General features: G+C 40.0%; 17 protein-coding genes. 16 read left to right on the top strand and 1 reads right to left on the bottom strand.

The window, feature by feature from the left end; all coding sequences use genetic code 11:
- Positions 1-99 precede the first annotated feature (99 nt).
- The 8 genes from F4V44_RS16315 (at position 100) to F4V44_RS16280 (ending at position 8,081) form a co-directional block, all read left to right on the top strand.
- Positions 100-807: a glycosyltransferase family 2 protein gene (locus F4V44_RS16315; protein ID WP_150441070.1), complete on the top strand. Its 708-nt coding sequence runs from the start codon at positions 100-102 to the stop codon at positions 805-807.
- A 131-nt stretch (positions 808-938) separates the two neighbouring features.
- Positions 939-1,817 carry a glucose-1-phosphate thymidylyltransferase RfbA gene (gene rfbA, locus F4V44_RS16310; RefSeq protein ID WP_150441069.1) on the top strand — a complete coding sequence of 293 codons (879 nt, stop codon included), beginning with the start codon at positions 939-941 and terminating at the stop codon, positions 1,815-1,817.
- A gap of 16 nt (positions 1,818-1,833) precedes the next feature.
- Positions 1,834-2,394, top strand: a complete 561-nt coding sequence (rfbC, locus tag F4V44_RS16305) for a dTDP-4-dehydrorhamnose 3,5-epimerase (RefSeq protein ID WP_150441068.1) — start codon at positions 1,834-1,836, stop codon at positions 2,392-2,394.
- A 15-nt stretch (positions 2,395-2,409) separates the two neighbouring features.
- Positions 2,410-3,432, top strand: coding sequence for a dTDP-glucose 4,6-dehydratase (rfbB, locus tag F4V44_RS16300; protein WP_150441067.1), 1,023 nt, complete (start codon positions 2,410-2,412; stop codon positions 3,430-3,432).
- A complete protein-coding gene (gene rfbD, locus F4V44_RS16295; RefSeq protein ID WP_150441066.1) occupies positions 3,432-4,289 on the top strand; it encodes a dTDP-4-dehydrorhamnose reductase in 858 nt (285 codons plus the stop codon). Before rfbB ends, rfbD begins: the two co-directional genes overlap by 1 nt.
- A gap of 181 nt (positions 4,290-4,470) precedes the next feature.
- Entirely contained in the window at positions 4,471-5,205 is a 735-nt protein-coding gene (locus tag F4V44_RS16290) for a LicD family protein (protein WP_150441065.1), read from the top strand.
- Between the two features lie 35 nt (positions 5,206-5,240).
- Positions 5,241-6,698, top strand: a complete 1,458-nt coding sequence (locus tag F4V44_RS16285; protein WP_150441064.1) for an oligosaccharide flippase family protein — start codon at positions 5,241-5,243, stop codon at positions 6,696-6,698.
- Positions 6,699-7,016: 318 nt separating this feature from the next.
- A complete protein-coding gene (locus F4V44_RS16280) occupies positions 7,017-8,081 on the top strand; it encodes a glycosyltransferase family 4 protein (RefSeq protein ID WP_150441063.1) in 1,065 nt (354 codons plus the stop codon).
- 134 nt (positions 8,082-8,215) lie between these two features.
- On the opposite strand, the gene F4V44_RS16275 is transcribed toward F4V44_RS16280, so the two are convergent.
- A complete protein-coding gene (locus F4V44_RS16275; protein WP_150441062.1) occupies positions 8,216-8,848 on the bottom strand; it encodes a YigZ family protein in 633 nt (210 codons plus the stop codon).
- A 480-nt stretch (positions 8,849-9,328) separates the two neighbouring features.
- On the opposite strand from F4V44_RS16275, the gene F4V44_RS16270 reads away from it, so the two are divergent.
- The 8 genes from F4V44_RS16270 (at position 9,329) to F4V44_RS16235 (ending at position 19,531) form a co-directional block, all read left to right on the top strand.
- Entirely contained in the window at positions 9,329-10,498 is a 1,170-nt protein-coding gene (locus F4V44_RS16270; protein ID WP_150441061.1) for a sensor histidine kinase, read from the top strand.
- Between the two features lie 122 nt (positions 10,499-10,620).
- Positions 10,621-11,304, top strand: coding sequence for a response regulator (locus F4V44_RS16265; protein ID WP_150441060.1), 684 nt, complete (start codon positions 10,621-10,623; stop codon positions 11,302-11,304).
- Positions 11,305-11,799: 495 nt separating this feature from the next.
- On the top strand, positions 11,800-11,973 hold the full coding sequence (sda, locus tag F4V44_RS16260; protein WP_150441059.1) for a sporulation histidine kinase inhibitor Sda: 174 nt from the start codon (positions 11,800-11,802) through the stop codon (positions 11,971-11,973).
- Positions 11,974-12,358: 385 nt separating this feature from the next.
- Complete coding sequence (locus F4V44_RS16255) at positions 12,359-13,198, top strand: DegV family protein (protein ID WP_150441058.1); 840 nt, start codon at positions 12,359-12,361, stop codon at positions 13,196-13,198.
- Between the two features lie 164 nt (positions 13,199-13,362).
- The gene (locus F4V44_RS16250; RefSeq protein ID WP_150441057.1) at positions 13,363-14,871 is read left to right on the top strand and encodes a DEAD/DEAH box helicase; all 1,509 of its coding nucleotides are present in this window, start codon (positions 13,363-13,365) and stop codon (positions 14,869-14,871) included.
- The gene (locus F4V44_RS16245) at positions 14,868-15,740 is read left to right on the top strand and encodes a ComF family protein (protein ID WP_223881927.1); all 873 of its coding nucleotides are present in this window, start codon (positions 14,868-14,870) and stop codon (positions 15,738-15,740) included. Before F4V44_RS16250 ends, F4V44_RS16245 begins: the two co-directional genes overlap by 4 nt.
- A gap of 135 nt (positions 15,741-15,875) precedes the next feature.
- Positions 15,876-16,301 carry a TIGR03826 family flagellar region protein gene (locus F4V44_RS16240; RefSeq protein WP_150441056.1) on the top strand — a complete coding sequence of 142 codons (426 nt, stop codon included), beginning with the start codon at positions 15,876-15,878 and terminating at the stop codon, positions 16,299-16,301.
- Between the two features lie 317 nt (positions 16,302-16,618).
- Positions 16,619-19,531, top strand: a complete 2,913-nt coding sequence (locus F4V44_RS16235; RefSeq protein WP_150441055.1) for an EAL domain-containing protein — start codon at positions 16,619-16,621, stop codon at positions 19,529-19,531.
- Positions 19,532-19,874: the final 343 nt, after the last annotated feature.

Raw genomic sequence — 19,874 nt, 5'->3', positions numbered from 1 at the left:
TTCGGAAGGCAAAGAACGCCTTCTATCAGTGCTTGTCTTATGCTATGCCTGGGGGTAAGCAAGGCGCTTTCGCTTTTCTGATAAAGAGGGGATACCATTATGAACATATCAGTTTGTCTGGCCACCTATAACGGGGCTGCATTTATTGTTCGTCAACTTGATTCCGTCATTAAACAGCTGAAGGATAATGATGAGGTCATTGTGGTTGACGATTGTTCAACGGATAATACCGTTGAAATCATCAAGAATACATATGGCGAAAGAGTACAGGTTTTTGTCAATAAACACAATATGGGGGCCATCCGGAACTTTGAAAAAGCTATTCTGCTTTCGCAAGGGGATGTCGTGTTCCTATGTGACCAAGATGATATTTGGGAAGATAACAAAGTTGAATGGGTCATGAGTGCCTTTAAGGAGAAAAACGCCGATCTCGTTGTCCATGATGCGGTTGTCGTTGACGGAGACCTTAAAGTCATGTCTCCATCCTGGAATGAGTATAACAACAACAATATCTCTCAAGGGATTTTGGGAAATGTTTTGAAGAATGCCTACACTGGAGCATTTATGGCTTTTAGAAAGGAATTAATCCCAGCCATCACACCGTTTCCACAGACCATCGAAATGCATGATCAATGGATTGCCTTGGTCTGCATGATGAAAAAGAAAAACATCGTGTTTCTAGATAACAAGCTAGTCAAATACGTACGCCACGGCGGAAACGTTACAGGAATAAAGAAGCGCTCATTGTCCCAACAATTGAAGGGAAGAATCGGGACCATTCGCTCAATTGTAAAGTATATGTTTTAAAAGCGTAAATCCATCTTTGTAACAAAAATTAAGTTTGTACAATCCCAACTTCTTATCTATAATATGTTGGGGAAGATTTCTAGATTTAGCGTATAAAAAGTAAGTTACCATGAACCAGGGAGTTGATTGATGTGAAAGGGATCATTTTAGCAGGTGGAAGCGGTACGCGGTTATATCCTTTAACAAAGGTTGTATCAAAGCAATTGCTGCCTGTATACGATAAGCCGATGATTTATTATCCGCTATCTGTACTGATGCTTGCAGGCATTAAAGATATACTCATTATTTCCACTCCGCAGGATATCGGTCGTTTTGAGCAAATTTTAGGCGACGGATCTGACTTAGGTGTGAATTTTTCTTATAAAGTACAGCCCGATCCAGGCGGCTTGGCACAGGCATTCCTCATCGGAGAGGAATTTATCGGCGACGACAATGTGGCCCTTGTGCTTGGCGACAATATTTTCTATGGCCACGGCCTGACAAATCTTCTTGAAAATGCAGCCGGCCGTGAAAAAGGAGCAACTGTTTTTGGATACTATGTAAACGATCCAGAGCGCTTTGGGGTTGTTGAGTTTAACGAAGAAGGCAAGGCGGTTTCAATTGAAGAAAAACCGGCACAGCCAAAATCAAATTATGCTGTAACAGGTCTTTATTTCTATGATAATCGTGTCGTGGAGATTGCGAAGAATATCGAGCCTTCTGCACGCGGCGAGCTCGAAATTACCGACATTAATAAAAAGTATCTTGAAATGGGCGAACTAAATGTAGAGCTCTTAGGCCGCGGATATGCTTGGCTTGATACAGGAACGCACGAATCCTTGTTAGAGGCTTCACAGTTTATCGAGACCATTGAAAAAAGACAAACATTGAAAATTGCCTGCCTTGAGGAAATTGCATATAAAATGGGCTATATAACAAAAGATAAGTTAATTGAACTTGCCGAGCCATTATTGAAAAATCAATATGGACAATATTTGATGAAAATTGCGACGCAAGGCGTTAACCGATAAAGCGAGGTTAAATAAAATGAACAAAATTGAAACGAAACTGCCAGGTGTTTTTATTCTAGAACCAAAAGTGTTCGGTGACCACCGCGGTTATTTTATGGAAAGCTATAATAAAAATATCTTTGAAGAATTAGGATTGCATTTTGATTTTATTCAAGATAACCAATCTCTTTCAGCACCAGTTGGAACCTTAAGAGGACTGCATTTTCAGCTAAATCCAAAAGCACAGACAAAGGTTGTCCGCTGTATCACAGGTGCCATCTATGATGTGGCTGTTGATATTCGCAAAGGTTCACCTACATATGGCCAGTGGATTGGTGTCATCCTTTCTGAGCACAACAAACGCCAGCTTGTTGTACCAAAAGGTTTTGCACACGGCTTTTGTACAATTGTTCCAGATACAACGGTTGCTTACAAAGTGGACGAGTATTATTCACCAGAGCATGACGGCGGGATTCTATGGAATGACCCAGCACTTGGCATCGATTGGCCGGCGTCAAATCCGATTCTTTCCGATAAGGATACAAAGCATCCGACATTAGCAGAAGCAACTCATTTAAATTTTGTTTACGAGGAATAGGAGGCACAGATATATATGAAATTACTAGTAACAGGCGGAGCGGGCTTTATCGGCAGTAACTTTGTCCGCTATATGGTCAATAAATACCCGGAGTACATAATCTATAACTTAGATTTATTAACCTATGCCGGAAATCTTGAAAACCTTAAAGATATCGAAGACAAGCCGAACTATAAATTTGTGAGAGGCGATATTGCTGACCGCGAATTCGTTCAAGAGCTTTTTGAAAAAGAACAATTTGATTATGTGCTGAACTTTGCGGCTGAATCTCACGTGGACCGCAGCATCACAAACCCGGAAATTTTTGTTCAAACAAATATTCAAGGGACTCTTGCGCTGCTTGATGCCGCTAGAGCAATTGGTGTGAAGAAATATCTGCAGGTTTCTACTGATGAAGTATACGGCACGCTTGGTGAAACGGGTTATTTTACAGAAGAAACGCCATTAGCGCCTAACAGTCCATACAGTGCAAGTAAAACAGGGGCAGATTTGTTAGTTCGTGCTTATAACGAAACATACGGACTGCCTGTGAATATTACTCGTTGCTCCAATAACTATGGTCCGTACCATTTCCCTGAGAAGCTGATTCCGTTAATGATTATCAACGCCTTGCATGACAAGGAGCTTCCAATCTACGGTGACGGTCTAAATGTCCGCGACTGGCTGCATGTGGAAGACCATTGCCAGGCCATTGATTTAGTGCTTCATAAAGGCCGTGACGGCGAAGTGTACAATGTTGGCGGCAACAATGAGCGCACGAACATTGACATCGTTAAAACGATTCTGAAGCAGCTAGATAAGCCGGAAACATTAATTAAGTTTGTTAAAGACCGCCCAGGACATGACCGCCGCTATGCGATTGATGCGACAAAGCTTCGCACAGAGCTTGGTTGGGAGCCGAAATATACGTTTGAAACAGGCATCAAGCAAACAATCGAATGGTATTTAAACAACAAAGAATGGTGGCAGAATATTATTTCCGGTGAATACCAAGAATACTTCAAGTCTCAATATGGCGATCGTTTAGAGGTAGAATAATGATTGTTCTTGTTACGGGTATGAATGGTCAATTAGGATATGATGTAGTAAAAGAGCTAGAAGAAAAGGGACATACCGCTCACGGAACAAAGCGTGAGGATTTTGATTTGACAAATGAAGCAGACGTTCACCGCTTTGTTCAAGAAATAAAGCCCGATGCTATCATTCATTGCGCTGCCTATACGAATGTGGATCAAGCCGAAACAGACAGGGAGAACGCCTATAACGTGAATGGTTTGGGCACGAAATATCTCGCACAAGCAGCCCATGAAATGAAGGCAAAAATGGTTTATGTCAGCACGGACTATGTTTTTGACGGCAACGGCACGGAGCCGTATGAAGTCGATGAGCCGACAAAGCCTCTTGGCGTATACGGTGAAACAAAGCTTGCCGGAGAGAACTTTTTAACAGAAAGCCTAGAGCAGCATTATATTGTCCGGACCGCATGGGTTTACGGTATAAATGGCAATAACTTTGTCAAAACCATGCTTCGATTAGGCAAAGAGCGAGGGGAAGTAGGCGTTGTAGCCGATCAGGTCGGCTCGCCAACCTACACAGTGGATTTAGCTAGGTTCCTTGTTGAGTTAATCGAAAGTGATAAATATGGCACTTACCATGCGACGAACAGCGGAATCTGCTCTTGGTATGAATTTGCTGTAGAAATCTTCAAGCAGGCTGGTTTGGAAGTGAAAACAAACCCGCTGACAACCGAGCAGTTCCCGCGTCCGGCAGCCCGGCCGAAATATTCGGTTCTTAGTAAAAAGAAACTTGAAGAACAAGGATTCACGCCTTTGCGGGATTGGAAAGAGTCCCTTTCCGCTTACTTAGAAGAACTAAATTTCACGGGGCAAATTTGATTGATTAAGAGGATGACTTATAAGAGTTTGACCAAAGAGGAACAGGTAGTCAGGCACTACAAAAAGACAAAAGGATTAAAGTGTCTTTTTACGGTGCCTGACACCGCCTCAGGAGTCTGACACTTAGCTTGGTCAGCCTCTTTTTCAACATGTATACAACAGGTTTAAGGAGGCAGCTTAGGTGACAGTATATGAAAAAGTGAAATCTTATTTTCGAAGTAAAAAGGTGTATCAAACCTTACGTTCAAATCCCGTTTTATTAAAAATCAATCAGCATTACCGTGAATCGGCGGAAGCTGCCAAACGTGAATCAGTAAAAAACTATGGCTACGAGGCATTACTGCATGTAAAAGAACTGTTTGCAGAATTAAAATTAGATTTTTGGCTCGATTATGGAACGCTGCTTGGAGCCATCCGTGAAAAAGATTTTATTGGGCATGATGCGGATATTGATATTGGAACCTTCTTTACGACAGGAGAAGATGCCAAAGCAGTGGAAAAGGCTTTTATTGGGAAAGGCTTTAAAAAGGCAAGAGAATTTTGGTTTGAAGGGAATATCGTTGAGGAAACCTATATTTACAAAGGCGTTAATCTAGATGTTTATTATTATGTAACAGGAGAGAATCGTGTTTCTTGCTTTGCTTTAGAGGAAGGCGAGCATACAATTTATAAGAAGTCTCCTGAAGAAACAAAGATTACCGGGCTTGTGGTAAAGAAATTAACCACCACTTTTAGCGGAATGACCATGATTGATTTTAAGGGCAATCTTTTTCCGATTCCGGAAAACTATGATCAGTATTTGAAAGAAAATTATGGTGAGACCTATATGATTCCAAATCCGAATTGGGATTGGACCAAAGTGGATAATGAGACACTTCCGTTTAAGGATAATACGAAGGCCTATTTGTTTCATTAATAGAGGATTAAATTGGGGATTAGAAGGAATTTTTTATGAAAAAATCATTGTTTAAAAACATGCTCTATAAGGTTATTTTGAATAGCTTTAACCTTATTCTGCCCATCCTAGTTGGCCCTTATGTGAACCGTGTACTCGGTGCCGAATCAATCGGGAAGGTGCAGTTTGTTGAGTCGATTTATGCTTACTTTTTAATCTTTGCGACCTTTGGTGTCTATCAATATGGATTGCGTGAAGTCAGCCGGATTAAAGATGACAAGCAGAAGGTGAGCCAGCTTTTTACCAGCTTGTTTACCATCGGCCTGATCACAAGTTTGGCAGCCTTGCTTTGCTACGCGGGCGTCAGTTACTTTGGCTATGGAAAGGAAAGTATTTTTCCCATTTTGATGATTTTCGGTTTTAACTTCATCGCCAACATTTTCATGGTTGAATGGGTGAACGAGGCTTTAGAAAATTACGATTTTATTACGATTAAAACGGTCATTGTCCGGATTATTTATGTCATCCTTATCTTTGCGATGGTGAATAACAGCGACAATTATTATGAATATGCGATGCTTCTAGTACTTTCAACGGTACTAAATAATATCGTCAGCTTTATCTATATCAAGCGGAAAATAAAATTTGATTTCAGTAATATGACGATTTTGCCGCATTTAAAGCCGCTATTTGTGGTAGTCGTGTTTGCGAATGGGAATGTCTTGTTTACACTCTTAGATCGTCTGATGCTCGGTCAGTTTAACACACCAAGGGCTGTTTCCTTTTATGTCATCCCTCAGCAAATCATGGGGATTATTAATACATTAATGTTAAGTATCATTCAAGTAACACTCCCAAGACTTTCTTATATTCTTGGTTCAAATGATGAGAAGAGCTATCATATTCTCCTTAATAACATTTCAAAGGTCTATTTTTCATTGTTATTCCCTGCTTCAGCGGGCATATTTGTCTTATCAGATGTTGCCGTATTAATTTACGGCGGTCAAGATTTTCTCGGAGCTTCAACCGCCTTAAGCTTATTTGCCTTTTACATGATTGTGCTTGGCATCGACTTTATCCTTGCTAACCAGGTCATTTATGTAAAAAAGAGAGAAAATGTACTCATCAAGCTTGTGTTCTTATCAGGTTCTATCAATGTTTTATTAAAAGTTGGCTTGCTTTTCATGGACAAGCTGACACCGGCAACAGCCGTTTTTACAACAGGAATCTCGACTTTAATTCTGATTCTGTTGGAGTACTGGTACATCAAACGCTATATCAAAATAGAGTATAAGTTGTTTGAATGGGCGAAGATGAAATATTTAGCCTACTCGCTACTATTCATTCCAATTGCCTATGTGATTAGACAGTTTGTATCAGGGCCCATTCCGCTCTTTATTACGATTGGAATTACCTGCTCCGTTATTTATGGAATCATCCTCATTGTTACAAAAGATATTGTCGTGCAAATTGCCCTTGAAAAAGTAAAGGGGCGTTTTGGAAGAAAGCAGTAGGAAGGATTATCCTATTGCTTTTTTTATAAAAAGTGTTAGTATCTTTAAAGTCATTAATGAAAAATTATTAGACAAATTTCGTCAATGATAGTGAGAATAGGCCATGAGATTGGTGGAATTATTACAAGCGATGTAATGATTTTGTGATTTAAATAAGATTCTCAACCTCATAGATTTATGATATAATCCATTTGGTATATTACTAGGTTAGCTGATTTTGCCAGAACATAAAAAATTAACCTATTGGTTTGTGTTAACTGTATTTGCCTGTATTCATTTGTGATGAGGTGGGCAATATACAATTAAGGGAGGATACTCATGATTTACTTGACGATGTTGCTATGTTTTATCATTTCGATTCTAATCACTCCTGTTGTGATCAAGTTAGCATTTAAAATTGGTGCAACGGATAAACCGAATCAAAGAAAAGTCCACCAGAAAATTATGCCTCGCCTTGGAGGTTTAGCGATATACATCAGTTTTGTATTCGGAGTATGGTTCTATCAGCCTCAATCGCCATATATCATGTCCATTATGGTCGGTGCAACGATTATTATCATCACTGGTATCCTTGATGACATGTATGAAATATCGGCTAAACTGAAGTTGTTGGGTCAGCTTGCCGCAGCCGGTGTGGTTGTAGCATGGGGCGGAGTACAAGTTGAATTTATTAACCTGCCTTTTAGTGACGGCATCTTGGAATTTGGATTTTTAAGTGTACCGATAACGATTCTTTGGATTGTTGGGATTACGAATGCAATCAACTTAATTGACGGTTTAGACGGTCTGGCAGCCGGAGTTTCTTCCATTGCCTTAATTACGATCTCTGGAATGGCCATTTTGTTCGGAAACCCATTTGTTGTTGTGATTGCTTCTATCATATTAGCTAGTACACTTGGCTTTCTTGTTTTCAACTTCCACCCAGCGAAGATTTTCATGGGAGATACGGGAGCCTTATTCTTAGGGTTTATGATTTCGGTTCTTTCACTGCTAGGATTTAAAACATCTGCTTTTATTTCCTTCATCATACCGATTATTATTCTAGGTGTTCCGATTTCAGATACATTCTTTGCAATCTTACGCCGAATTGTGAATAAAAAGCCGTTAATGGCACCAGATAAATCCCACTTGCATCACTGTTTATTGGGACTAGGATTTACACATAGACAAACGGTTTTATTAATCTATGCAATGGCATCCTTCTTTGGATTAGTAGCCGTGATTTTATCACAGGCAAAACTACTAGGCTCATTTGCATTAATCATTGCGCTGTTAATTATTATTGAAGTCATAGCTGAGAAAATTGGATTGGTCGGCAAAAACTACCGTCCGCTGCTAAAGTTTATTAACAGTGTTCGTTATTCAGCTGCAAAAAACCGTTAATAGAGCATAAAAAAGGTGAAAGACTTGTGACAGTCTTTCACCTTTTTTGATAGGAATGGAGAGATGGGGTCAGGTACCAAAAAAAGACAAAAACCATGAAAGTGTCTTTTGCGGTGCCTGACACGGCTTGACCTCTATACCTCTTTTTCCATATAAAGCACTTCACAAGAAGTAATCTCGCCCTGACCGTTTGTTAGTTCTACCATCCAATCAGTAAAGTTCTGGGCATCCGCTTCTTCGACATAGGTTTCAATTTCTACTTGATCTAAATAGTGAATCTCTTTAATCTCGTAAATCGAAGAGCGGAGTTCATTTTCGACTTTGCCAAGCCAAGTGTAGTCAATTTTCGTTGCCATTACCCGCATCAGCTTGCGTTCGACGACACCAGTGGCTTCAATCCCTTCTGAAGTGGCTTTTCCATAGGCACGAATCAATCCGCCTGCTCCGAGCTTAATGCCGCCGAAATAGCGGGTGACGACTACAACCGTGTCTTTTAAATGCTTCTTTTTCAATACTTCTAAAATCGGAACACCAGCCGTGCCGCTTGGTTCACCGTCATCATTGGCCTTTTGAATTTGATCGTGCTCACCGATTAAATAGGCTGAGCAGTTATGGGTGGCATTCCAATGCTCCTTTTTGATTTTCTGAATAAACTCCTGAGCATCTTCCTCGGTTTCAGCTCTCATGACATGAGCAATGAAGCGGGATTTTTGGATGACGATTTCATGTTCGCCATTGTGTTTAACTGTATAGTATTGGGATAACATAGCAGCGCACCTTTCACTAATATTATTTGAATAAACTATGCTTCATGTAATTATTGTTAATATTCTAGTCATTATTACAGAAGGTTTACTAACACTAAAGTCTTGCTTTTGCCGTAAAAATATAATGTTAAAGGGCTTTTTGACTGTCTCTATTATAAATCGACATCGTTATTAACATCAATTTACAAAATGTTTGTAAACAAACTTTAACATGTGTGACTTATTTGCATGGTATAATAGTTATAATCAATGAGGACTAATGTCATTATGAAATACTCAAAAAAATTTTAAAAATATTATCAGTATTTTATAACGAACAATTGAAATATGGTGTAAAATAGGATATATAGCATGCATGTTAGGGCAATCATTATAAAAACCTTTGAAAGTACTTTATAAAGAACGATTATCCTGATGTATACCTTTGATGGTAAACAAGTAACATGTATGAAAAGTTCTAGTGTCCTCTGGGGGAATACAATGAACATAAAAAACTTTGATACAAAAGCACTTGACCAGATATTGGGGAAAATGGTGGAAACTGTCGGGAACAGTAAGATGGAAATCTTTGAGATTGGACAAAGATGCCAGGATGATTACCAGTCGCTGTCAGAAGAACTGCGTGAAATTAAAATAGCCGTTCGCAGCACAATTGAAGAGGGCGACAAGCTTGACGCAATGGCAAGACTAGCGAGGAAGCGGTTGTCAGAGGTCAGCAAGCATTTCAACCTTTATAGTGAGACAGAGGTCCGGGAGGTATACGAAAAGGCTCATCGGATTCAAACAGACCTTACGATGAACAGGCAGATGGAAAAGCAGCTGCGGGCACGTCGTGATGACCTTGAACGCAGATTAGTTGGTTTGTCTGAAACCATTCAGCGGGCAGATCACCTTGTATCACAAATATCTGTGGTCATGAACTATTTATCAAGTGATTTGAAACAGATTGGTGAAGTGTTAGAGACTGCCAAGCAAAAGCAGGATTTTGGCTTGAAAATTATCGAAGCGCAGGAAGAAGAGCGCAAACGATTATCAAGGGAAATTCATGATGGGCCTGCACAAATGATGGCGAATGTCATGATGCGTTCAGATTTAATTGAAAAAATATACCGGGAACGAGGCGTGGAAGAGGCTATTTCTGAGGTTAGGAACCTGAAGAAGATGGTTCGCGATGCTCTATATGAGGTGCGTCATATCATTTATGACCTGCGCCCGATGGCACTTGATGACTTAGGTTTAGTACCAACCTTGAAAAAATACTTACAAACCATTGAAGAATATTTCAATTCTGCGCACATTCGTTTTATTTGTATGGGAGAGGCAAGAAGATTGCCGGCCAAGTATGAAGTGGCACTCTTCCGGTTAATACAGGAATCTGTTCAAAACGCCATGAAACATGCTGAGGCCAGTGAAGTGACTGTTAAACTGGAGTACCAACGGGATCATTTGAATGTTATTGTTCGAGATAACGGAAAAGGCTTTGATATAAACCAGCAAAAGCCAAGCTCCTTTGGATTAATAGGTATGAAAGAAAGAGTTGAACTGCTAGAAGGAGAGCTTTCGCTTGATACAAAGTCAGGTCAAGGAACGATGGTTATCATCCACGTCCCGATTACAGCGGAAAGCGCAGTAAAGGAATATACAATATAAAACAATATAAATAGTATAAAAAGAGAATAATAGATGGAATTTGCCTGACAAACTGGCAATAGATAAATTATATAAAGTTATAGTAGAAATAGAATGGCAATGTTTTAGGGAGGCGGAGTATTGTGACAACCAAAATAGTGATTATTGATGATCATCAGTTATTTAGAGAAGGTGTAAAAAGAATCCTGGAATTTGAAAAAACATTTCAGGTTGTAGCAGAAGGCAATGACGGCTGTGAAGCTCTAAAGCTAGTGGAAGAGCATCACCCGGATGTTGTGCTGATGGATATCAATATGCCGGAGACAAACGGAATTGATGCCACTCGTCAGCTGGTAGAAAAGTACCCTGATTCTAAGGTTATCATACTTTCTATTCATGATGATGAGAACTATGTCACACACGCGTTAAAAACAGGTGCGTGCGGATATTTATTAAAGGAAATGGACGCGGATGCCCTAATCGAAGCAGTAAAAGTAGTAGCCGCGGGAGGATCGTATTTGCATCCGAAGGTTACTCATAATCTAGTAAATGAATTTAGACGCTTAGCGGCAGAAGAGGAAGGCGGAAATAATTACGTACTGCAAATGGAAGTACGCAGACCGCTTCATCTATTAACGCGCCGTGAATGTGAAGTTCTTCAGCTATTAGCAGATGGAAAAAGCAACCGCGGTATCGGCGATGCTTTATATATAAGTGAAAAAACAGTTAAGAACCACGTAAGTAATATCCTGCAAAAGATGAATGTAAACGACCGTACACAAGCAGTCGTTGAAGCCATTAAAAAAGGCTGGGTGGAAGTCAGATAATAAGAACATACAGAACGTACTCTCTATGAGGGTACGTTTTTTTATGTAGAATTAAAATCAGCCAGTCTAAGTTTGTTGATTTTTTTATACTCAAGCAGCTTAGTTTCCATATGCATTGTGGATATGTTTTTGAAATTGTGGATAATTGGTTAATAATAGGAGCTATGCATTGATTTTACTAATGAGATTCAGTTCATCCAATTATACAAAAATGTGGATAATCAGGTGCGTTTTGTGGATAAAGTGTTAATAACAGTGGATATCACTGTAGGAAACTGTATGGAGATGTGAAAGTTTTGGTTTAAATGATCATAGTATATCTACTTTTACAGCAGATTTAGACCTTCTCTTTATGCATAAAATAAGCCTCTTGACCAGATTTTTCTTACTCTAATGATCATAATTCCGAACATCTAGTGAATCATTCCGAGATTTCTTTACAAAAGGAACGTGAATGGGTAAATCTAATGTAGAGCATCTAACGAGGTGATAAGGATGAATGTACTAGACATACTGACGAATGAAGAGCTGTTAACAACTTATTTCCTGGCATTAGATAAGAAGTTAGATGACGAGTTCATAGATATGCTGCGAAACGAATTAGACGATAGAGTGTTGAAGAATTTACAAACTCCGCAGGATGATAACCATTCACATCTGACGGGTTAACAACAGTTGACAATCTTTATAAAAATCTTCAAAGTAACTCTCCTGAAACATGAATCCCCATTCGGCTTTATATAATGCAATTTAAACTGTTTTCATATAAAATGAAATTTAGACAAATAGTAAAGGTTAAAGGGGTCTCAAGTCATTGCAGAATATATATTTAACTTCTGCTGAATGAAGTTAAGCCTCCGGCGAGCCTTGCGATTTTTTTAGAGGTAGTTTATCGAGCGAGCTCGATAAAAATCCGGGCGCAAATTCGATGGGATGAATTTGATTGATAAGACTTGAATAGGTATGTCTGCACCAATAGGAAATAACCAATCAGTCAAATACCCCGCCTCTACATACTAATTGAAATTATATTATCAAGGAAGGTATCCCTTTTATGAGAACAGCTATTGTATCAGATAGTACGGCCTATCTTCCGAAAGACTTGGTCGAGGAATTAAACATACACATCATCCCATTAAATATCATCTTTGGGGATGAATCCTATGAGGAGGAACTAGAACTAAGTGCGGAACAGTTTTACGAAGAAGTGAAGCGCCGCGAGCTTCCGAAGACCTCCATGCCGGCCATTGGAAAATTTGTCGAGCTATTCGAGTCCCTTTCCAAAGAGTATGATGCGGTGATCAGCATCCATCTTTCAAGCGGTATCAGCGGTACATACCAGGGCTCAATTACGGCAGGAGAAATGGTCGAAGGCATCGAAGTGTATTCCTTTGATTCAGAAATTGCCTGCATGCCACAAGGCTTCTTTGCGATTGAAGCGGCAAAAATGGCTGCACAAGGCCAAGATCCCCAAACCATTATGACTCGTTTAGATGAAATGAAGAAAACGATGGGCGCGTATTTTATGGTAGATGACCTGGCCCATTTACAACGCGGCGGCCGGCTTTCAAGTGCTCAAGCCTTGATTGGCGGATTACTTCAGGTTAAGCCGCTGCTTCATTTTGAAAATAAAGTAATTGTCCCCTTTGAAAAAATCCGTACCCGAAAAAAAGCAATCAAACGAATAGTTGAGCTGTTGAAGGAAGCTGTCAGTGATGGTGCAGCCTATCAAGCGGTGGTCATCCATGGCAACTGTGAAGAGGAAGCCGCTAACTGGAAAGCTGAACTCGAGGAACTGTTTCCAAATGTTGAATTCAGGCTCAGCTATTTTGGGGCTGTTATCGGAACTCACCTTGGTGAAGGATCCTTAGGCCTTGGCTGGGTGAAAAAGTAAAAGATTACGCCATTCCGCTTTGGAGTGGCGTGGACTAAAGATTCAGCCTGCTCTCTGAAGAAATCCCCATCATCCCAGTAAATACTTTCTATCTGGAAAAAATACTCATTCAGAAAACTGCACAACCAATGACTGCATTATCAACAGAATAAAGAGGTGAAACGATGAAATTCTCCTGTAAAAACGGAATTCTCATTCCTGATCAACTGTCTCCATCTCAAGAACATTCCTCTGACTCACTCCCGATTTCAAAGATAGAAACCCTGCCGCAAGCACCGCCGATGAACCTTCATTATTCCTACAATAAAGACCTGCAGCAACTGCTTTCTGGAAAACAGCTTCTCCTTGATGACATTCCCTTTTCCTTACAAGACATCCAATCCCACTACGAAAACGGTTATCTTAGCTACCGAAAAAGCATCATGATTGAAAAAAATAAATATACCTGCGTTCGGTGCGGCAACCAGCAGAAGCATTTATTTGCCGCCTTTCCCTGTGCAAGATGCGGGGAGAATTGTGTGTATTGCCGAAAATGCATCATGATGGGGCGAACAAGCACCTGCAGTCCGCTCATTAGCTGGAGGGGGCCAGATATCCCTATTGAATGCAATGAACCACCACTGCACTGGACTGGAACCCTATCAACTGGCCAAGGCCTTGCATCAAAAGCGGTGGTGGAAGCCGTACAAAATACAAAATCCCTCCTCGTTTGGGCGGTATGCGGTGCAGGGAAAACGGAGGTGCTGTTCAATGGAATAAACACAGCGCTGTTGGAAGGAAAGCGGGTTTGCCTCGCAACACCGAGAACGGATGTTGTTCTTGAACTCTCTCCGCGCTTGAAAAAAGTATTTCCGGACATTGCTGTTGCCACTTTGTACGGCGGCAGTGAGGACCGCCATTTGTATGCTCCGCTAACGATTGCCACGACCCACCAGCTTCTTCGTTTTTACCATGCGTTTGATGTTGTCATATTAGACGAGGTCGACGCCTTTCCTTACTCCGTGGAAGAAGCCCTGCAATATTGTGTAGAACAAGCCCGCAAAAGGGTTTCTTCTATGATCTATTTGACGGCCACTCCCGATGAAAAATGGCGAAAGGAGTGCAAGAAGGGGAAAAGAAGCTATGTCACCATTCCGGCGCGATTTCATCGCTATTCTCTGCCGGTACCGCGATTTGTCTGGTGCGGGAACTGGCAGAAACCATTGAATAAAGGAAAGCTCCCGGCAAATGTTCATAAGTGGATTACGGAACGGATTCATGACAATCAACAAGCACTTCTCTTTTTCCCCCGTATCGAATTAATGGAAAAAGTTCTTCCTCTGCTAAAAACAATCCACCCGAAAATAGAAACGGTACACGCTGAGGACCCTAAGCGCAAAGAAAAAGTCCAGGCCATGCGCAACAAAGAGATTCCTATTCTATTAACGACAACCATCTTAGAGCGAGGGGTCACCTTTCCTAAGCTCGATGTAGCCGTTATTGGCGCTGAAGACCGTATTTTCACCGAAAGCGCTCTTGTCCAAATTGCCGGACGTGTCGGACGAAGCTCTGACTTTCCAAGTGGAGATATTACTTTTTTTCATTATGGAAAAACAGACAGCATGGTCAAAGCCCGCAGACAAATCCTCTCGATGAACAAGGAAGCGAGGGGAAGGGGATTGATTGATGATTGAGCTTTGTTTTATCTCGAATTTATATTGTATGGAGTGTATTTTGCGGTGTTCATCTATCTGATTTATCCATTCGACTATTCCCACATCCCACTAAAAAAGGACTGACCCCTATGCGAGACTACTGTCTTATCTGTTTTACTGAAATCATCCCTCAAATGGGATGGAATGATTTAATTGCTGTGGTGAAGAAACAAACCATTTGCCCAGCATGCAAAGCAAAACTAGAAGAAATAAAGGGCGAGACCTGTTCGATATGTGATCGGCCGCTTGAACAGCTCGATGCCCGCTTTATCCAGGGAGACCGCTGCTACGACTGTGTCCGGTGGGAGGAGGATTCGCTTTGGCAGGGATGTCTGACGAAGAACCACTCGCTCTATCTTTATAATGAGTTTTTACAAGAAGTGATTTCCCGTTATAAGTTCCGCGGTGATTATATTTTGGCGAACCTTTTTACAGAAAGGCTGCTTCAGAAGCTGACTGGTGAAACGTATGATAGCCTTGTCCCGATTCCGCTAAGTCCGGAGCGGCTGCAGGAGCGGGGCTTTAATCAAGCAGAGGCGATCATTAGGGAAGCTTCCCTGAACCCGGCAAATATCTTAACTCGTATCCATGGGGAAAAACAATCAAAGAAATCACGGAACGAACGGATTCACGCAAATCAGGTGTTTCAACTAGCAGAGCAGCCAATCCTTCCAGAGCAAACGGCAAAGCAAACCTCCCATTCCTTACAGCCGCCAAGTATAAAGGGACAAAGGATTATCCTGATTGACGATGTCTACACAACCGGTTCTACCCTCAGACACGCAGCAAAGGTATTAACCAGCTTTGGTGCTGCATCCGTTACTGCTATTACTATTGCAAGAGGCTAGAAGTATAAATGAATATGCCAAATATCACTAGACATTCGTATGAAAAAAGCCGCATAAAACTCGAATTTCCTTTATAATAAAAAGTAAATAAGTAAATATTCACAGTAAAATGTTCTTATAAAGGAGATTTGTCGTATGGTGCCTGATGTAATTAACTGCCCAAGCTGCGAAAAACTAACGGTCAAAAATAAATTTCGCGATGTATGTGAGGAATGTTATAAAGCAGAAGAAAAGATATTTGATAAGGTTTATCGATATATGCGCAAGCGTGAAAATAGAGCAGCAACCATTCCGCAAATTATTGAAGCAACAGGCGTGGAGGAAGAACTGCTGTTAAAATTTATTAAAAATGGCCGGTTAAAGCAAGCTCAATTTCCTAATCTTGGTTATCCTTGTGATAAATGCGGAGGAATCATTCATAGTGGGAAGCTCTGTGGAAACTGTGCGAAAGAGCTTAGAACAGAGCTGGAGCTTCACGAAAAAGAGGAGATCCGCAAACAGGAAATAATGGAGCGGGAAAGGAATAGGACGTATTTAAGCGGTAAAAACAAAGAGGATTAGGATAGTTGACAGCACTCAAAAACACCCTCCAACAGAATAGGAAGCATTCGGGTGTTTCCCTTAATGTTCTACATTTGGAAATTTTATCTCTCTTCGGTATTGATGAAATATTCATAGTAAAATGTGATAAATTTCATATGTCCTTCTAGAGTGTATATATTATTCTTAATCTAATAAAACATCATGATACTGCCTTTTTATAGGTAATAGATTAATTGAAATGTATAGCAGGCATTAGTATTTATAATGGTTTCCATGGGGATTCAGGATATATTTACTTCAAGATTAATAGACCTACACAGAGGAGGGGCATCTCTATGGCAAGTGAATCCCTTACTATTAAGAATCTGATTCAAGAAAGTGAACTATATAGTCTAATTGATGAATTGAAAATTGGCATCTACCTATTTGATTCATCCGGCCATTCTTTATGGGCAAATATCTATTTTCAATCGATGTTTGGCTATTCAATGGATGAACTAAACGATAAAACCTTATATGATTTATTTCCTACACAGGATGCCCGTTTGCTTCAAAAAGGTCTAAAACAGGACAATTTTCAAATTAGAGGAAAAAGAAACTCACAGCATTTCATTTACTTAAAAGTTCTTTCCTGTCAGCAGCGCGATGGATTAGGAACCATCGTTAAAGTAGTGGATATCACCGTTCAAAAGCAATGTGATTATCAATTATCCAAAACGAATAAAGAGCTGGAAGATTTAAAGCATGCGTTAGATCAGGCGGCGACGGTTTCTATAACGGACGTAGATGGAAAGATTCTTTATGTAAATGACAAATTTTGTGAAATCTCTCAATATACTCGTCATGAGTTGATAGGAAATAATCATCGAATCATAAAGTCTGGCCATCATCCAAAAGAGGTATATGAGGAGATGTGGTCCACAATTAAGGACGGAAAGGTATGGAAAGGCGAAATTTGCAATAAGACAAAGGGCGGGGCGTATTGGTGGGGAGATGCGACAATCGTGCCTTTTTTGGATGAAACCGGGAGACCTTATCAATTTATCGGTATTCGTTCAGATATAACAGATAAAAAACGAATGGAAGAGAAAGTGCAAAAGAGCAATGAGCTGATTATGCTGAGTGAAAATCGTTTTCGATCATTGGTTGAGCATTCTCATGACCTAATCGTTCTAGTAGATGAAAAGGGAATCATCGAATATATTAGTCCAAACATGAATATGATCACGAGCACTCAAATAAATGAATATATTGGCCAGAGTTTCATTGATTTTATTCATGATGAAGATCAAACTGGGGTCAAGAATTATTTTGCCGATGTTATCAAATATGCACAGAAGAGTCATACACTAGAAACGCGTGTAATGGATGAAAACGGAGAAGTTCATATTTGTGAAGTGATCTTTATTAATCTGCTTCATGACCCGGCTGTTAAAGCGATTAAGGTGAATGTGAGGGATATAACGGAAAAAATACAGGCAGAGAAGAAAATCTATGAAATGTCTAATTATGATTTCCGTACGAAGCTTCCAAACAAAAATCTCTTTCGATCACTACTGAGACAAGAATTAGAACATTCGAAACAACTCGATCGTAAGTTTACCCTAATGGTCCTTGATATTCATGGACTTAAATTTGTCAATGATACACTGGATGCTAATATGGGAGAGCATCTGCTGCTAGAAGCGGCCAAACGATTAAATGAATATATTGGAGAGATGGGGATTGTCTCACACTATGAAGGGGTCGAGTTCACGATCCTCCTCCCAAACATAGCCAATCATGTGACAAAGAAAATAGCCAAAGATTTGATTCGATTGTTTGAGCAGCCATTTTTCATTAATGATTATGAATTATTTCTAATCATCAATATTGGCATTAGTATTTTTCCTTATACCGGACAATCCGCACAAAGTTTACTGAAAAATGCATATACTGCAGTGCACCAGGCGAATGAAAGAGGGACGAACGTTTACCAAGTATATTCGCAAAATATGGATATTAAATCATTTAAAAAGTTTAACCTTATGAATGATTTACGTAAAGCCATCAAAAATAATGAATTTTATCTTGATTTTCAACCAAGGATTGATGTCGAGAGTAACCAGATTATTGCCGCAGAAGCGTTAATCAGATGGAATCACCCAAAATGGGGAATTGTCTCGCCGGCGGAGTTTATATCCATTGCTGAAGAAAGTGGGATCATTGGCAAGTTGGGAGAATGGGTATTAGAAAATGCCTGTCAGCAAAGGAAGGAATGGCAAGAGAAGGAACTTCCTCCTGTCAAAGTTTCCGTCAATTTATCTGTTCTCCAATTTTTACAAACGGATGTTGTTCAAATGGTCGAGAAGGTGTTGGAGCGGACACAATTAGAGGCAAAATGGCTGGAAATTGAAATGACAGAATCTGTCCTCATGGAAAATGAATCACTTTTACCGGACAAAATTGCCAAGTTAAAAGCAATGGGAATCGGAATTGCCATTGATGATTTCGGGACAGGTTACTCATCACTTGGCTATTTGAAAAAAATAAAAGCAGATATTCTCAAAATTGACCGTTCTTTCATTAAAGGAATTCCTGATGACTCTGACAGCAAGGATATTGTGTCAGCCGTCGTCCAGTTGGCGAAAAAACTAAAAATTAGAATCGTAGCTGAAGGTGTTGAAACCCAGGAGCAATTAGAATTCCTAAAAGGTGTACAATGTGAAGAAGTACAAGGTTATTTATACAGCAAGCCACTGGAAGCCAAAGATTTTGAAAGGCTGCTAGAGCAGGAAACTTGTCAGCCAAACAACGAAAATACGGTAAGTCCATACAATCTAGCGAATCGAAGAGAATATTTCAGAATCAAGATGAAACATCCGTTAAGCGGAGAAATGACGATTACCGTATTTAATGGGAAAAAGGTAAATGTAGGCTCGACGAAAATACTGATTTTAGACATAGGTCCAGGCGGACTGAAAGTTGAAACGACGGTTAAACTCCCTGTTGGATCTGATATGGTATTAAAGTTTTCTACAAAAATATTGGGCGCCAATGTAGAATTGTTCGGAAAGATTGTCTGGAGAAAAGAAATGGACGACCACTATCATTCCTATGGAGTCAGCTTTATTATTAAAGAAGAAGCAAGAGGACATTTAACTGCACTCCTCAATCAGTTTCAAATACAACTGCAGGCAAAGGACGTTTTGCCGAATTCTAGTTTTATTACTGATAGTAAAGAGAGCTTCTTTGAGAGCATATCATGATCGATAGGTATGTGTAAGGAATAAGTCATCTGTCTGACTACAGATTTGTTGGGACAGGGAAGTTGGATATCAATGTAAGGACATCAGTTATTGGTGTCCTATTTTTTATGGAGTAGAAGAGTTCGGTTTCGGCGAGGGAGGGTTAGGGAGGAATAAAATGGTTATAGTCTACCGAAAAAGCAACTACAAGCAAACTTAGGTAGCCTATAAATTCAGATAATCTACTAAAAGAAAATATCAGGCCCATTACATCCCCACTCCCTCTAATAGCTTCCCATATGTACACTCTTTACCCTAAGGTATCTAACCTTGTAACTATCACAATCAGAACCATTATTTGGTC

It is taken from the genome of Niallia endozanthoxylica, assembly GCF_008710145.1.
GTDB lineage: Bacteria > Bacillota > Bacilli > Bacillales > Cytobacillaceae > Bacillus_BD > Bacillus_BD endozanthoxylica.
Note: the sequence above shows the minus strand (reverse complement) of the source record. Positions and strands in the feature narration are given on the sequence as shown.

Bases quoted from the DNA above. Each gene is read 5' to 3' on its own strand.
- F4V44_RS16315 (WP_150441070.1), top strand. From the start codon at position 100: ATGAACATATCAGTTTGTCTGGCCACCTATAACGGGGCTGCATTTATT.
- rfbC (WP_150441068.1), top strand. From the start codon at position 1,834: ATGAACAAAATTGAAACGAAACTGCCAGGTGTTTTTATTCTAGAACCA.
- rfbB (WP_150441067.1), top strand. From the start codon at position 2,410: ATGAAATTACTAGTAACAGGCGGAGCGGGCTTTATCGGCAGTAACTTT.
- rfbD (WP_150441066.1), top strand. From the start codon at position 3,432: ATGATTGTTCTTGTTACGGGTATGAATGGTCAATTAGGATATGATGTA.
- F4V44_RS16285 (WP_150441064.1), top strand. From the start codon at position 5,241: ATGAAAAAATCATTGTTTAAAAACATGCTCTATAAGGTTATTTTGAAT.
- F4V44_RS16280 (WP_150441063.1), top strand. From the start codon at position 7,017: ATGATTTACTTGACGATGTTGCTATGTTTTATCATTTCGATTCTAATC.
- F4V44_RS16275 (WP_150441062.1), bottom strand. From the start codon at position 8,848: ATGTTATCCCAATACTATACAGTTAAACACAATGGCGAACATGAAATC.
- F4V44_RS16270 (WP_150441061.1), top strand. From the start codon at position 9,329: ATGAACATAAAAAACTTTGATACAAAAGCACTTGACCAGATATTGGGG.
- sda (WP_150441059.1), top strand. From the start codon at position 11,800: ATGAATGTACTAGACATACTGACGAATGAAGAGCTGTTAACAACTTAT.
- F4V44_RS16255 (WP_150441058.1), top strand. From the start codon at position 12,359: ATGAGAACAGCTATTGTATCAGATAGTACGGCCTATCTTCCGAAAGAC.
- F4V44_RS16250 (WP_150441057.1), top strand. From the start codon at position 13,363: ATGAAATTCTCCTGTAAAAACGGAATTCTCATTCCTGATCAACTGTCT.
- F4V44_RS16240 (WP_150441056.1), top strand. From the start codon at position 15,876: ATGGTGCCTGATGTAATTAACTGCCCAAGCTGCGAAAAACTAACGGTC.
- F4V44_RS16235 (WP_150441055.1), top strand. From the start codon at position 16,619: ATGGCAAGTGAATCCCTTACTATTAAGAATCTGATTCAAGAAAGTGAA.